Source organism: Micromonospora craniellae (assembly GCF_014764405.1).
GTDB lineage: Bacteria > Actinomycetota > Actinomycetes > Mycobacteriales > Micromonosporaceae > Micromonospora > Micromonospora craniellae.
Map to the genome: position 1 here is coordinate 5175887 of NZ_CP061725.1, position 14243 is coordinate 5190129.

The following is a 14243-nucleotide window of genomic DNA, read 5'->3' on the forward strand; positions in this document are numbered from 1 at the left end:
ATGACTTCTGACAACGACCGCCGACGCGGCCTGCTCGCGCGGCTGCGCGGGCGGCCCGTGGCGCCCAGCAGGGGCCGCCGCCGGCTGGGTGCCGCGGTCCGGCTGGTCGCCGCGCTGATGCTGGCCGGCGGTGCCTACACCGTCCTCGCCCCGAGTGCGTCGGCGCAGGAAAACCCGCCGCTGAGCAGCGCCGCCGCCGACGGCAAGGCGCTGTTCGACGTGAGCTGTGTGACCTGTCACGGTCGCAACGCGCAGGGGGTCGAGGGGCGCGGGCCGAGCCTCATCGGCGTCGGCGCGGCCTCGGTCGAGTTCCAGGTCAGCTCGGGCCGGATGCCGATGGCCCGGCAGGAGGCCCAGGCGGCACGCAAACCCGTGGTGTTCAGCCCGGACGAGATCGACCAGCTCGCCGCGTACGTCCAGGAGCTCGGTGGCGGCCCGGTCGTGCCCGCCGGCGACAATCTCCACGAGGACGGGAACGTCGCGATCGGCGGCGAGCTGTACCGGATCAACTGCTCGCAGTGCCACGCCTTCAGCGGCGGTGGCGGCGCCCTCTCCTCCGGCAAGTACGCGCCGAGCCTCGCGCCGGCCACCGACCGGCAGATCTACGCCGCGATGCTGAGCGGCCCGCAGAACATGCCGGTCTTCGGTGACAACCAGATCACGCCGGAGCAGAAGGCCGACATCATCGCCTACATCCAGCAGACCCTGAATTCGGACGGCGACCCGGGAGGGTTCAACCTGGGCCGGTACGGACCCTCCACCGAGGGGATTGCGATCTTCCTGGTCGGCATCGTCGCGCTCGTCTTCGCCAGCCTGTGGATTGCGGGCAAGTCGTGACCGAGCGAACGAGCACCCACACCGAGCAGCCGGCCCGCTCGGGCCACGACACGGTGGACGTGAACGACCCGGCGCTGAGCCGGTTCGACATCGTCCGCGAGGGCGCCCGCCGGGACGACATCGAGATCGTCCACTACGAGGAGCAGGTGGTCCCGGGCAGCAAGGCCGAGCGCCGGCTGGTCCGTACGGTGGCCGCGATGTTCCTGATCACCGGCCTGGCCGCGACGGCCTTCCTGGTGGTCTACATCTGGTGGCCCTGGGAGTACCAGCCGGGTCGCGGCGGGGACAAGTACTTCACCCCGCTGCTCGGCACGACCCTCGGCATCGCCCTGCTCGGTATCGGCTTCGGCATCCTCACCTGGGGCAAGAAGCTGCTGCCCAAGGAGGTGTCGATCCAGGACCGGCACGAGGGCGTCTCCGCCGAGGACCAGAAGATCACCGGCCAGACCATGCTCTACATGGCCGACGAGCTGGGCGTGAAGCGCCGCCCACTGCTCGGCATGTCGCTGCTGGCCGGTCTGGTGCCGGTCGGCGCGGTCGCCGCGGCGCCGCTGGTCGGTGGCCTGATCTCCGACCCGCACGCGAACGACCAGATGATGACCACCGGCTTCGCCCCGCAGGACGGCCAGAAGATCCGGCTGGTCCGCGAGGACGGCCGGCCGATCCGCCCCGCCGACATCAGCGTCGGCGGCCAGATCACCGTCTTCCCGGGCATCGAGCACGGGGTGAGCAACCGGTACGCCGACTCGCCGACCCTGCTGATCCACCTGCGGGACGCCGACGCCGAGATCTCGCGCCGCAACAACGAGCGCGAGGGCCACGGCGACTACATGTGGGGCAACTACGCCGCCTACTCGAAGATCTGCACGCACGCCGGCTGCCCGGCGAGCCTCTACGAGCAGCAGACCAACCGCCTGCTCTGCCCGTGCCACCAGTCGCAGTTCCTGATCACCGACAACGCCAAGCCCATCTTCGGTCCGGCCAGCCGGCGGCTGCCACAGCTGCCGATCGAGGTGGACTCCGAGGGCTACTTCGTGGCGACGTCCGACTACACCGAACCCGTCGGGCCCGACTTCTGGGAGCGGCCGTGAAGCGGCGCAAGTTTGACGTAGCAGCGGTGCCGGGCAACACCGCCCGGGCGGTCGACGACCGCTTCCAGGCGGCCACCCCCCTGCGTAAGCTGCTCAACAAGGTCTTCCCCGACCACTGGTCGTTCCTGCTGGGCGAGATTGCGCTGTTCTCGTTCATCGTCCTGCTGCTGACCGGTGTCTTCCTGACGTTCTTCTTCGAGCCGACGATGACCGAGGTCATCTACAACGGCAGCTACGCCCCGCTGCGGGGTACGCCGATGTCGGCCGCGTACGCCTCGACGCTGGACATCTCGTTCGACGTCCGGGGCGGCCTGATCATGCGGCAGATGCACCACTGGGCCGCGCTGCTGTTCATGGCGGCGATCGTGGTGCACATGCTCCGGATCTTCTTCACCGGTGCGTTCCGCAAGCCGCGTGAGACCAACTGGATCATCGGTTCGCTGCTGTTCTGGGTGGGCTTCCTCGCCGGCTTCACCGGCTACTCGCTGCCGGACGACGGCCTCTCCGGCACCGGTCTGCGGATCGCTTCGGCGATCATGCTGTCCATCCCGGTGATCGGCACCTGGGTGACTGCGGCGGTCTTCGACGGCGAGTTCCCCGGCACGATCATCATCAGCCGGTTCTTCATCGCCCACGTGCTGCTCATCCCGGCTCTGCTCGTCGCGCTGATCAGCGTCCACCTGGGGCTGGTCTTCAAGCAGAAGCACACCCAGTGGCCCGGCCCGGGCCGGACCAACAACAATGTCGTGGGCGAGCGGATGTTCCCCCGGTACGCGATCAAGCAGGGCGGCTTCTTCATGGTCGTCTTCGGCGTGATCGCGCTGATGGGTGGCCTGATCCAGATCAACCCGCTCTGGCTGTTCGGACCGTACGAGGCGTGGGTGGTCTCGGCGGCCAGCCAGCCCGACTGGTATGTCATGTTCCTGGACGGTTCGACCCGGTTGATGCCGGACTGGGAGATCACCCTACCCATCGGCGACGGATACGTGATCCCGCCGCTGTTCTGGCCGACAGTGGTGCTACCGGGCATCCTGGTCGGGCTCTCCATGCTCTATCCGTTCATGGAGGCCCGCTACCTCAAGGACTACCGGAGCCACAACCTGCTCCAGCGTCCCCGCGACGTGCCGTTCCGGACCGGCCTGGGCGCCATGGCCATCACCTTCTACGTGATCCTGACGCTCTCCGGTGCGAACGACGTCATCGCCGACAAGTTCCATATCAGCCTGAACGCGATGACCTGGGGGGGCCGGATCGGTCTGCTGCTCCTCCCACCGCTGGCGTACTACGTGACCTACCGGATCTGCCTCGGTCTGCAGCAGCACGATCGGGAGGTGCTGGCCCACGGCGTGGAGACCGGCATCATCCGGCGCCTGCCGGACGGTCGGTTCGTCGAGGTGCACCAGCCGCTGACCACGCCCGACGAGCACGGGCACACCGAGCTGGAGTACGCGGGCTGGGTGGTGCCGAAGAAGATGAACCGGCTCGGAGCCCTCGGCCCGGCGATCCGGGGCTTCTTCTACCCGATCGAGAAGCCGGCCGAGGCGCCGGTCTCGCCGGGCCACCCGCCCGTCGAGCCGCGCGCCGAGCGCGAGGAGATCGGCAGCGGCGAGTCCCGCCGCTGAGGTCCGTCACCGTGACGTGGCGCCCGCCGGAGTCCTCCGGCGGGCGCCACGCCCGTTGTGGGCCTTCCGCACCCCCGGCAGGGCTTCCCGCCCGTCGTCGGATCGCAGGAATAACCCCGGCCAGCCGGGTATCCGTGCGGTCCAACGTCTCAACGGGGAGGAAGCATGTTGGGTATCAAACGCCTCGGCCTGCTGGCCGCACTGGTGCTGGTGGGCGTCGCGCCCGCCGCGGCAGCGCAGGCGGCGGCGCAGCCTTCGGAGCAGGACACGCAGTACCTGCAGGCGATTCACCAGGTCAATCTGTACGAGATCGCGGCTGGTGAGCTGGCTCAGCAGAAGGGCCAGAACCAGCAGGTCAAGGACCTGGCGCAGCAGTTCGTCACGGACCACACCGAGCTGGACCAGTCGGTGCAGGACGTGGCCGGACAGCTCAACGTCCAGTTGCCGAACGAGCCCACCCCTGATCAGCGGACGGCTCTCGACCAGCTGAACAACGCCAGTGGTGAGGAGTTCGACCGGCTCTGGGTGACCCAGGGCCTGGCCGGTCACCTGCAGGCCATCCAGGCGACCCAGACGGAGATCTCGCAGGGCACCGAGACGCAGGTGGTCCAGCTCGCGCAGACCGCGCTGCCGGTGTTGCAGGCGCACTACGACGCCCTGGTGACGCTGGCGGAGGAACTGGGCATCCCGGTCCCGGAGGCCAGCGCCAGCGGCACACCGAGCCCGGGTGGCACGGCACCGGCTCCAGGTGGCACCACCCCGGCTCCGGGCGTCACCGAGCAGGCCCCGGGCGGCACGGAGTCGCCGGTGCCGGGTGGCACCGAGGTTCCGGTGCCGCAGCAGAGCTGATCCGGCGGTGAACGCGGCGAGTCGGTCCGTCCCATGGATGGACCGGCTCGCCCCGTCGTGGCAGGAAGCGGACCGCGTCCTCACCTCGGCGTCGGGGCCGGGAGCGGTGTGGTGACGCCTCAGTCGGTGGCGCCCAGACCGATCGCGAACGCCTCCTCCAGGTCGTGCCGGGAGTACGCGCGGAACGCGATGTGCGACTCGGTGTTGAGCACTCCGGGCACCTTGGAGATGCTGCCGGCGATGATCTGCGCGATCTCCTCGAACTCGCGGACCCGGACCATGGCGATCAGGTCGACGTGCCCGGCCACCGAGTAGACCTCGCTGACCCCGGGCAGGTCGGCCAGCGCCTCGGCCACCTCGGGGATCGAGTCGGTGGCGCAGTCGATCAGGACGATCGCGGTGATCACGGCAGGTCTCTCCGTTCGTCGGCGTCGCTGCCCATGCTATGGCCTGCCCACCGGACCCGCGCCGGAGTGCCGGACCCGCTCCCGAGTGCCGGACCAGCCCCCGGAGTGCCGGACCAGCCCCCGGAGTGCTGGAGCCTCGCCGGGTGTCAGGCGGCCGGGACGGTGAGGCCGGTGGCGGTGCGGATCACCTCGTGCAGCCGTTCGCCGGTCTCGACGGTGGCCCCCGGCCAGACGACGCTGCGGGTCACCTTGCCGGCCACGGTGGCGCCCGCGCCGACGACGCTGCGGTGGCAGCCGCCGGTGACGGTGGCGGTCGGGTCGACCAGGCTGCCGTCGCCGGCCGCGTGCAGGTTGGCGGCGAGGTAGTCGGCCGGGGTGCCGGTGTCGACGAAGGTTCCCCGGTAGGGGACCACGGTCAGTCGGCCGTCGGCCTCGGCCGGCCGCCAGACCGTCCGGACCAGGTCGCCGAAGACCGCGGGCAGGTCGCGGACCAGCCGCCAGGGGAGCAGCGAGAACCCGGTGAAGACGTGACCGTCGAAGGTGCCCGGTGCGGTGGGGTCCGGTGCGGGCTGGCCGAGCAGGCGTACCGAGTCGCCGTCCCAGCCCCGCAGCAGCGCGGCGATGTCCGGCCCGGGCGGTGCCGCCGGGTCGGCCAGGTACGCGTCGGCGTTGCCGACCAGTACGCCCCGCCCGGCGATCCAGTCCCGCAGCTTCCCCACCCCACCGGCGGTGCCGAGCGGGCCGTCCGGTTCGACGGAGAGGTGGGCGCGCGTACCGACCCGCTCGACGACCTGCTCGCCGAGGTAGCTGGCGTTGACGGCGACCGCCTTCGGCCCGGTCAGGTCGAGATTGGCGAGCCGGGCCAGGGCCCGGTCGAGCAGCGACACGTTGCCCACCGGGCAGAGCGCCTTGGGTACCCGCTCGGTCAGCGGGCGCAGCCGGGTGCCCTCCCCGGCGGCGAGCACCACCGCGCAGATCCCGCCGGCAGGTGGGTCGGTGCGGCCGGAGTCGGGGCCGCTCATGGCGCGGTGTCCGGCAGTGGCGGCGGGAACTGCCCGGTCAGCGGGCCGATGCCGTAGTAGGCGAGCAGTCGGGCGGTGGGCCAGGTCAGCTTGGGCAGGTCGTCCAGCGGGTGCCAGACGGCCTCGAAGACCTCCGCCCCGTCCACCTTCAGCTTGGTGGTCGAGGCCGGCACCTCGGCGGTGAAGACCATGTCGACCCAGCCCTTGGCGTGCACGATCGCGTTCGGCGTGGCCGGGGTCAGCCGGGCCGGAGCGAGCCGGACGCCGGTCTCCTCGTGCAGCTCACGGGCCGCGCCGACCGCCGGGTTCTCGCCGCGTTGCAGCAGCCCGGCGGGGAGCGTCCACCCCCGACCCGGCGGCTGGCGCAGCAGCAGCAGCCGACCGGCACCCTCGGCCTCGCTGTCGCGCAGCAGCGTGACGGCGCCGACGATGTACTTGGGTACCGCCATCCGGACCAGTTGACGACGTAGCGGCAGGGGCAGCCGATAGAAGACCTGGTACGCGACGGCGCGTGCGGCGCGGCGCGAGCGGGGGATCATGGTTCCAGGCTAGTGGCCGTACGCCGGGCGCGCGTCGCGGGACGGCCGGCCGGTCACTGCCGGTGGTCGACCAGGTCGATGAGCTGGCGTACCACGGCGTCCGGCTCGATCACCCGGTCGAAGACCGCGACCAGCAGGGTCTCCAGGTCCGGGTAGCCGAGCTCCTCCGACAGCCGCAGCAGCGGCAGGTCACTGGCCAGACCCCGGTTGTGCTGGCGCAGGGCCAGCCCGATGGTGGCCCGGCCGAGGCGCACCTTGTCGCTGATCGAGATGCCCGGCTCGCTGTGGTCGGCGAACCACCTGTTGATCTGCATCTGCGCGTGCGGCGACTTGACGAAGCCGAGCCACTCCCGGCGGGGGCCGCGCGGGGCGACCTCGGCGTCCAGGCCGCTTTCCGCGTCGGTCTCGGTGAAGATCTCGACCACGTCGCCCTCCTCCAACTCGGAGGAGAGCGGCACCAGCCGGCCGTTGATCCGGGCGGCAAGACAACGGTCACCCCGGTCGGTGCCCAGCTCGTACGCCAGGTCGACCGGGGTGGCCCCGGCGGGCAGGACGATCTGCCGGCCGTCGGCGACCACCTGGATCTGCGCCTCGGACAGGTCGCAGCGCAGCGACTGGAGGAACTGCGCCGGGTCGGCGGCGTCCTGCTCCCAGTCGAGCACCCGGCGCAGCCAGTCGAGTTGCTCGGCGCGGGCGGTGGCACCGCCGGAGCGCGGGAAGCGGAAGTCGGCGACCACGCCGTACTCGGCGGAGCGGTTCATCTCCACGGTGCGGATCAGCACCTCGACGGTGCGGTTCTTGGGGCCGCAGACGGTGGTGTGCAGTGAGCGGTACAGGTTGTTCTTCGGCGAGGCGATGAAGTCCTTGAAGCGGCCCGGCACCGGCCGCCACAGCCCGTGGATCGCGCCGAGGGCGGCGTAACAGTCGGTGGGCGGGCCGTCCACCACGACGGTGATCCGGGGCAGGTCGTACGGCACGGTGTGCGCGCCGGCGACGGTGTCCTTCCAGATCGAGTAGAGGTGCCGGGGGCGGGGGGCCACCGTGGCGTCCACCCGGCCCCGGCGCAACGCCACTCGGGCCTGGGCCACCACCTCGGCGAGGTAGCCGTCCCACCCGGGGCGGTCGTGCACGTGACGGGCGATGCGGGCGTGCTCGTCCGGCTCCAGGTGCAGCAGCACCACGTCGTCCAGTTCCCGTTTGAGGGTCTGGATGCCGAGCCGGTCGCAGAGGGGCACCAGCACCTCCTGCGTCTTGCGGGCGATCCGCTCTCGTGACGCCGCCGAGCGCACGCCCAGGGTACGCATGTTGTGCAGGCGGTCGGCGAGCTTGATGACCAGCACCCGGACGTCCTTGCCGGCCGCGATGATCATCTTGCGGATGGTCTCCGCCTCGGCGGCCTTGCCGTAGAACGCCTTGTCGAACTTGGTCACCCCGTCGACCAGGTGCGCCACCTCGTGACCGAAGTCCTCGGCCAGCGCCTGCAGCGTGTAGCGGGTGTCCTCCACCGTGTCGTGCAGCAGTGCCGCGACCAGGGTGGTGCTGTCCATGCCCAGCTCGGCGCAGATCTCGGCGACCGCGAGCGGGTGCGTGATGAACGGCTCCCCGCTCTTGCGGAACTGCCCCCGGTGCATGTTCTCGGCGATGGTGTACGCCCGGCGCAGCACCGCCGGGTCGGTGCCGGTGTGGATGGCACGGTGCGTGCGGACCAGTTGGCCGACCGGTTCGGTCTCGGCGGTGGGCCAGGTCAGCAGCGAGCGGAGCCGGCGGGTCAGGGGCAGTTCACCCGGCTGTGTCGGAAGCGCACCGCCCAGGGCGGCGCCGTGTCCGGCGTCGACGTCCACCTGGGACACCCCCTCACGCCCGCCCCGCGAGCGCCGGGAGACCGGCAACCGGGAACAGACCCTCGAAACGGGCAGGACTGCACTCCCTTAACAGAGTAAGTGAGCCGACGTAGTCCGATCGGTCAGTTGCTCATGAGCGTTCGGACCGGAGTTGGTGGGAAGCGCCGCTCTCGGCCTTCTCCAGCAGGTCGCGGAACCGGCCCGCGCCGGCCACCGGGGAGGCCCAACCGTCCGACATCTCGACCAGCCGGGTCTCCGGTCGTTCCAACCAGGACAGGATCCGTTCCGACTCCTCCGGGCTGGCCGCCGGGACCGGACCGTGACCGGGCGGCACCGTCTCGGCGGTCGCCCGGATCGCGGAGAGCGTCGGTCGAGGGTGGACGCCGGCCGGGGAGACCCCGGCACCGGCCAGCCGGCCGTGCCGCACCAGCGCCAGCTCCCAGCCGCCCCCGGCGGCCGGTCGGGCGGCGGCCAGCTCGGCGATCCCGCTCAGCGCGGCGAGCCGCTGCATGCGGACGGTGGCCCGCAGCACCGCGGCCAGCCGGGACCGCAGCGTCGCGGCCTCCTCGTAGCGCTGGGCGGCGGCGAGCGCCTCGATCCGGGCGAGCAGGGCGTCCACTACCGGCTGCGGGTCACCGGTGGTGGCGGTGGCGAACGGCTGCACCGCGCGGGCGTCGTACTCCTGCGGGGTGATCCGGTGCTCGCAGGGCGCCGGGCAGCGACCGAGCTCGGCAAGGGCGCAGGCGGGGGTGACCGTGCGCAGCGACAGCCGGTGGGTGCACTGGCGCAGCGGCACCGCGTCGTGGAAACCGGCGGCGGCCAGCTCGGCGACGCGCCGAGAGGTGAACGGACCGAGGTAGGCGCGGTCGTCGGGGGAGATCTCCCGGACCACCGACAGCCGGGGGTACGGCCCGTCGGTCAGCTTCAGCCAGACCACCCGCTCCGGGAACTTCGACCGCCGGTTGTACGGCGGCGCGTGCGCCCCGATCAGCCGCAGCTCGCGCACCTCGGCCTCCAGCGAGTGCGCGCACTCGACCGCCTCGACGCGCTCGGCGGCGGCCAGCATCTCCGACATCCGGGCGCGTTTCTCGGCGGCGGTGAAGTAGCTGCGTACCCGGGTGGCGATGTCCCGGGACGTGCCCACATAGAGTGGCCGGTCGTCGGCGGCCCGGAAGATGTAGACGCCGGGGGACCGGGGCAGCCCCTCGGCGAGGTGTCGCTTGCGACGCTGGGTCGGGGTGACCGCGCGGGAGAACTCGATGGCGTCGCCGATGGTGTCGACCCGGTGGCCGCCGAGCCGGCCGATGAGCCCGTGCAGGACGTCCACGGTGGCCCGCGCGTCGTCCAGCGCCCGGTGGGTCGGCTGGGTGCCGGCCCGGAAGTACGCGGCCAGGGTGGCGAGCTTGCGGTTGGGCACCTCGTCACGCAGTAGCACCCGCCGGGCCAGCGCGGCGGTGTCCAACACCCGCGGGTTCGGCCAGCGGTGACCGTGCTCGGCACAGGCGGCCTTGAGGAAACCGACGTCGTACGGCGCGTTGTGGGCGACCAGGACGGCGTCCGCGACGAACTCCAGGAAGCTCGGCAGCACCTGCTCGATCGGTGGCGCGGGCAGCAGCATCGCCTGCGTGATGCCGGTCAGCACGGTGATGAACGGCGGAATCGGCACCCCGGGATTGACCAGGGTCCCGAGCACCCCCAACTCCTCGCCACCCCGGACCTTGACCGCGCCGATCTCGGTGATCCCGCCGCCGTCCGGGGCCCCGCCGGTGGTCTCCAGGTCGACCACCACGAACGTCGTCGCGTACAGGGGCAGCGCCGGGTCGATGCCGTCGACGGTCGGGTTGAGCCCGGCCAGCGCCGGCTGGAGGTACTCCTGCTGTGCCATCGCGGGCACGCTAACCGGACGGTGCGACACTCCCGTCCCGGGCGTCCCAGCGGCTCCGCGCGCCACCCCCGGTCTAGGATGAGAGATCGGCTCACTCACCAGGCGGTGGGCCCGGTCGCGGTGGGAGACTTGCCACATGCCCCTCACCGAGCCGTCCGACGACAACCTCCCGCAGGAGGAGCAGGTCGTCGAGGTGACGGCGGCTGGTGAGGCGGGTTCGGCCGACGGGGCGGCGACCACCGACGAACCGGTGGAGCCGGAGCCGAGCCTGCCTGAGCCGGTCCGGCAACGGATCGTCTCGCTCACCGCCGCCGTGCTGCCCAGCCTGCCCGCCGACGAGGTGCCCGTGCCGCTGCGCCGGGTCGCCAAATTCGCCCCCAACCGCCGGGCCCGACTCGGCGCGCCCGTGATCGCCGCCCAGCTAACGGCCGATCCGCTGTTCCGGCAGCGGGTCACCGCCCGGGTTCTGGCCGACGCCGGTGACCTCGGCACCGCCGTGGTGGAGGGGACCGCACCCGCCGCCGCCGACCCGGTCGAGGTGGCGGCCCTCGCCTACCTGGCCCGACCCCGTGGCTGGCGGGAGTTGATCGACGCCAGCGGCGCGGCGGTCCGGGCCGAGGCGGACAGCGCGGTGGTGGCCGAGCTGGTCCGCCTGGCCGAGCAACGGGCCACCCGCGCCGAGCACGACCGGGCGGTGGCCCGGGTCGAGGCCGACAAGCTGCGCGACGAGCTGGCCCGGGTCCGCGAGGAGCTGGGCCAGCTTCGGGAAGAGGCCCGCCAACTGGCCCGTACGCTCCGGGAGACCCAGGCCCGCGAGCGCCGGGCGGGCGAACTGCTCGCCACCGAGCGGGGCCGGGCCGCCCGCGCGACGGCCGACGTCGACGCCGAGCTGCGCCGGGCCCGGGCCCGGCTGGCCGAGGCCGAGGCGGCGGCCGGGGTGGCCCGCGCCAGCGCCAAGGAGGCCCGCTCGGTCGACGACGCGCGGCTGTGGCTGCTGCTGGAGACCATCGGTCAGGCCGCCCTCGGGCTGCGCCGCGAGCTGGCCCTGGACCCGGTCGACAAGCTGCCGGCCGACTTCGTCGCGGACGCCTACGCCGACTCGTCGACGGTCACCGCCGCCGGTGCCGCCGCCCGCGCCCAGGACACCGACGACCCGGGCCGGTTGGACCAACTGCTCGCGCTGCCCCGGGCGCACCTGGTGGTCGACGGGTACAACGTGACAAAGCGCGGCTTCGGCGAGATGTCCCTGGAGCAGCAGCGCAAGCGCCTGATCACCGGGCTCGGCGGCATCGCGGCACAGACCGGTGACGAGGTCACCGTCGTCTTCGACGGCGCCGAACGAATGCACGGCCTGCCGCCCACCCCACGCGGGGTGCGGGTGCTGTTCTCCCGTAAGGGGGAGACCGCCGACGAACTGATCCGCAGGCTGGTACGCGCCGAGCCGCCCGGCCGGGCGGTGGTGGTGGTGTCCTCCGACCGCGAGGTCGCCGACGGGGTACGCCGCCACGGCGCGTACCCGCTGGGAGCGGATTCGCTGCTGCGGCGGCTGTCCCGCTCCTGACCGGGCCGGATGTGCTCGGCCGGGGCGGTGCGATCGGCTGGGGCGGGCCCCGGTCGCGGCGGGCAATAGGATGAGCGCCCATGGCGACAGGAGGGGCGAGATGAGGCGCACGGCGGGCGTCGTACCCGGTGCCGGCCGTGATCACGGCGGGGTGACGCGGTGAGTCCACGCGGCTGGGCGGTGCTCACTCTGGCCTTCCTCGGCGTCGCCGTGGTGCTGGCCGCGCTGGTGCTGATCCCGTGGCACCGCCCGCCAGCGCCCCGGGCCGACCAGCTCGCGGCGCTGCGTGACCTGCCCGCCGAGCAGGTCGAGCGGGCCCGCGAGTTCCGCGCGGCGTTGCGCCCCGGCCGTTGGGCGGCGCTGGGCATCGGGCTGCTGGTGGCGCTGGCGCTCGGGCTGACCCCGCTGGGCAGTCGCCTGGTCGAGCTGGCCGGGCGCCCCTTCGGTGACCACTGGATCGCCCAGGCGATCCTCGGCGGGCTGGCCGTGGTCCTCGTCGCCGACCTGTTGACGCTGCCGTTCTCCGCCTGGCGGCACAGCGTGTTCACCCGCTACGGGCTGGCCACCAACGGGTGGGGCGGCTGGACGGTGGACCTGCTCAAGTCGTACGCGGTCAGCGCGGTGATCGGCGCAGTGGCCCTGCTCGGCTTCTACACCGTGATCCGGCTGGCACCCCGCTGGTGGTGGGCGTTCGGCGCGGTCGGCGCGGCCACCCTGGTGGTGCTGCTCTCCTTCGTGCTGCCGGTGCTCGTCGAACCGGTGTTCAACCGGTTCAGCCCGATGGAACCGGGCCCGTTGCGTACCGAGCTGATGGAACTGGCCGAACGCGACGGCGTGCCGGTGCGCGACGTGCTGGTGGCCGACGCGTCCCGCCGCACCAGCGCGGTGAACGCGTACGTCTCCGGGCTCGGCCCGACCCGGCGGGTGGTGGTCTACGACACGCTGCTGCGCGAGGCGACCCCGGCCGAGGTGAAGGCCGTCGTGGCGCACGAACTGGGCCACGCCCGCGACCGGGACGTACCGATCTTCACGAGCACCGGTGCGCTGGGCGCGGCAGCCGCCGTGGTGGCGCTCCACCTGATCGGCTCCTGGCCGCCGCTGCTGCGCATGGCCGGAGTCGACTCGGTCGCCCAGCCCCGCGCGTTCCCGCTGCTGCTCGCCCTGGCCACGGTGGCCGGACTGGTGTTCACACCGGTGCAGGCGCTGATGTCGCGGCGACTGGAGGCACGCGCCGACGCGCACGCGTTGGCGCTGACCGGCGACCCGGCCGCGTTCGAGGCGATGCAACGCCGCATCTCCTCGGTCAACCTCGGCGACCCGGACCCGCCCCGCTGGGAGTACCTCTACTCCGCCACGCACCCGTCCACCGTGGAGCGGATCGCCGCCGCCCGCGCCCACGCCCGAGAGGCCGGCCGATGAGCCGCACATTGTTGATCACGAACGACTTCCCGCCCCGGCCGGGCGGGATCCAGTCCTTCGTGCACAACCTCGCGGTGCACCAGCGGGCCGGCTCGGTGGTGGTCTACGCGTCGAGCTGGCCCGACGCCGACAAGTTCGACGCCGACCAGCCGTTCGAGGTGGTGCGCGAACGTACCAAGGTGCTGCTGCCCACCCCGCTGATCGCCCGGCGGGCGGCGCGGCTGGCCCGCACGTACGACTGCGACACGGTCTGGTTCGGCGCGGCGGCCCCGCTCGGCCTGCTCGCGCACGGACTGCGCCGCCGGGCCGACGTCCGGCGGGTCGTCGCCCTCACCCACGGGCACGAGGTGGGCTGGGCGGCACTGCCGGTGGCCCGGGCCGCACTGCGACGCATCGGCCGGGACTCCGACGTGGTGACCTACCTCGGCGAGTACACCCGCACCCGGTTGGCGCGGGCTCTGGACGGGCTGACCGACCTGCGCCGGCTCGCTCCCGGGGTGGACGTCGACCTCTACCACCCGGCGGTCGACGGCAGCGCGGTACGGCACCGGTTGGGGCTGTCCGACCGGCCGGCGGTGGTCTGCGTGTCCCGGCTCGTGCCGCGCAAGGGGCAGGACATGCTGATCCGGGCGCTGCCGCTGATCCGCCGCCGGGTGCCCGACGCCGCGCTGCTGGTGGTCGGCGGTGGCCCGTACCGGGCGGCGCTGGCCCGGCTGGCCCGCCAGTCCGGGGTGGAGCGGGACGTGGTCTTCACCGGTTCCGTCCCGGCGGCCGAGCTGCCGGCGCACTACGCGGCCGGCGACGTCTACGCGATGCCCTGCCGCACCCGCAACCGTGGGCTGGACGTCGAGGGACTCGGCATCGTCTACCTGGAGGCGTCGGCGGCCGGCCTGCCGGTGGTGGCCGGCGACTCCGGCGGCGCGCCCGACGCGGTCCGTGCCGGGGAGACCGGGTACGTGGTGGACGGTCGGGACCTCGTCGACCTGACCGACCGGTTGGTCACCCTGCTCACCGACCGGGATCTGGCCCGCCAGTTCGGCGCGGCCGGTCGGGCCTGGGTGGAACGGGAGTGGCGCTGGCAGACCCAGGCCCGCCGCCTGTCCGACCTGCTCACCGGCTCGGTGTAAGGAAGGGCCCCCTACTAACGCCTGGTGTATAGCAGGGGACCCC

At 72.6% G+C, this 14243-nt stretch carries 12 protein-coding genes; 7 read left to right on the plus strand and 5 right to left on the minus strand.

Annotated elements, in window-relative coordinates; genetic code table 11:
* The 4 genes from qcrC to ID554_RS23525 all read left to right on the plus strand — a co-directional run bounded on the left by qcrC (position 1) and on the right by ID554_RS23525 (position 4399).
* Positions 1-837, plus strand: a complete 837-nt coding sequence (gene qcrC, locus ID554_RS23510) for a cytochrome bc1 complex diheme cytochrome c subunit (protein WP_117228400.1) — start codon at positions 1-3, stop codon at positions 835-837.
* A complete protein-coding gene (gene qcrA, locus ID554_RS23515) occupies positions 834-1928 on the plus strand; it encodes a cytochrome bc1 complex Rieske iron-sulfur subunit (protein WP_117228401.1) in 1095 nt (364 codons plus the stop codon). The genes qcrC and qcrA overlap by 4 nt, the downstream gene beginning before the upstream one ends.
* Positions 1925-3550: a cytochrome bc1 complex cytochrome b subunit gene (gene qcrB, locus ID554_RS23520; protein WP_117228402.1), complete on the plus strand. Its 1626-nt coding sequence runs from the start codon at positions 1925-1927 to the stop codon at positions 3548-3550. Before qcrA ends, qcrB begins: the two co-directional genes overlap by 4 nt.
* A 165-nt stretch (positions 3551-3715) precedes the next feature.
* Complete coding sequence (locus ID554_RS23525) at positions 3716-4399, plus strand: DUF4142 domain-containing protein (protein WP_117228403.1); 684 nt, start codon at positions 3716-3718, stop codon at positions 4397-4399.
* A 119-nt stretch (positions 4400-4518) separates the two neighbouring features.
* On the opposite strand, the gene ID554_RS23530 is transcribed toward ID554_RS23525, so the two are convergent.
* From ID554_RS23530 to ID554_RS23550, 5 genes are all read right to left on the minus strand, one after another.
* Positions 4519-4806: an Lrp/AsnC family transcriptional regulator gene (locus tag ID554_RS23530; RefSeq protein WP_117228404.1), complete on the minus strand. Its 288-nt coding sequence runs from the start codon at positions 4804-4806 to the stop codon at positions 4519-4521.
* A gap of 146 nt (positions 4807-4952) precedes the next feature.
* Positions 4953-5828, minus strand: a complete 876-nt coding sequence (locus tag ID554_RS23535; protein WP_117228405.1) for a nucleotidyltransferase family protein — start codon at positions 5826-5828, stop codon at positions 4953-4955.
* A complete protein-coding gene (locus ID554_RS23540; RefSeq protein WP_117228406.1) occupies positions 5825-6367 on the minus strand; it encodes an NUDIX hydrolase in 543 nt (180 codons plus the stop codon). Before ID554_RS23540 ends, ID554_RS23535 begins: the two co-directional genes overlap by 4 nt.
* A 53-nt stretch (positions 6368-6420) precedes the next feature.
* Positions 6421-8208, minus strand: coding sequence for a RelA/SpoT family protein (locus ID554_RS23545; protein WP_117228461.1), 1788 nt, complete (start codon positions 8206-8208; stop codon positions 6421-6423).
* Positions 8209-8338: 130 nt separating this feature from the next.
* Positions 8339-10093 carry a DEDD exonuclease domain-containing protein gene (locus ID554_RS23550; RefSeq protein ID WP_117228407.1) on the minus strand — a complete coding sequence of 585 codons (1755 nt, stop codon included), beginning with the start codon at positions 10091-10093 and terminating at the stop codon, positions 8339-8341.
* 136 nt (positions 10094-10229) lie between these two features.
* Between ID554_RS23550 and ID554_RS23555 the strand changes: the two genes are divergently transcribed.
* The 3 genes from ID554_RS23555 (at position 10230) to ID554_RS23565 (ending at position 14200) form a co-directional block, all read left to right on the plus strand.
* On the plus strand, positions 10230-11654 hold the full coding sequence (locus ID554_RS23555; protein WP_117228408.1) for an NYN domain-containing protein: 1425 nt from the start codon (positions 10230-10232) through the stop codon (positions 11652-11654).
* Between the two features lie 159 nt (positions 11655-11813).
* Complete coding sequence (locus tag ID554_RS23560; protein ID WP_117228409.1) at positions 11814-13073, plus strand: M48 family metallopeptidase; 1260 nt, start codon at positions 11814-11816, stop codon at positions 13071-13073.
* Positions 13070-14200 (plus strand): glycosyltransferase family 4 protein, encoded by a 1131-nt coding sequence (locus tag ID554_RS23565; RefSeq protein WP_117228410.1) that lies wholly within the window; start codon positions 13070-13072, stop codon positions 14198-14200. Before ID554_RS23560 ends, ID554_RS23565 begins: the two co-directional genes overlap by 4 nt.
* Positions 14201-14243 lie beyond the last annotated feature (43 nt).

Coding starts and splice junctions, on each gene's coding strand:
- ID554_RS23535 (WP_117228405.1), bottom strand. CDS start 5,828: ATGAGCGGCCCCGACTCCGGCCGCACCGACCCACCTGCCGGCGGGATC.
- ID554_RS23550 (WP_117228407.1), bottom strand. CDS start 10,093: ATGGCACAGCAGGAGTACCTCCAGCCGGCGCTGGCCGGGCTCAACCCG.
- ID554_RS23565 (WP_117228410.1), top strand. CDS start 13,070: ATGAGCCGCACATTGTTGATCACGAACGACTTCCCGCCCCGGCCGGGC.
- ID554_RS23525 (WP_117228403.1), top strand. CDS start 3,716: ATGTTGGGTATCAAACGCCTCGGCCTGCTGGCCGCACTGGTGCTGGTG.
- qcrC (WP_117228400.1), top strand. CDS start 1: ATGACTTCTGACAACGACCGCCGACGCGGCCTGCTCGCGCGGCTGCGC.
- ID554_RS23555 (WP_117228408.1), top strand. CDS start 10,230: ATGCCCCTCACCGAGCCGTCCGACGACAACCTCCCGCAGGAGGAGCAG.
- ID554_RS23540 (WP_117228406.1), bottom strand. CDS start 6,367: ATGATCCCCCGCTCGCGCCGCGCCGCACGCGCCGTCGCGTACCAGGTC.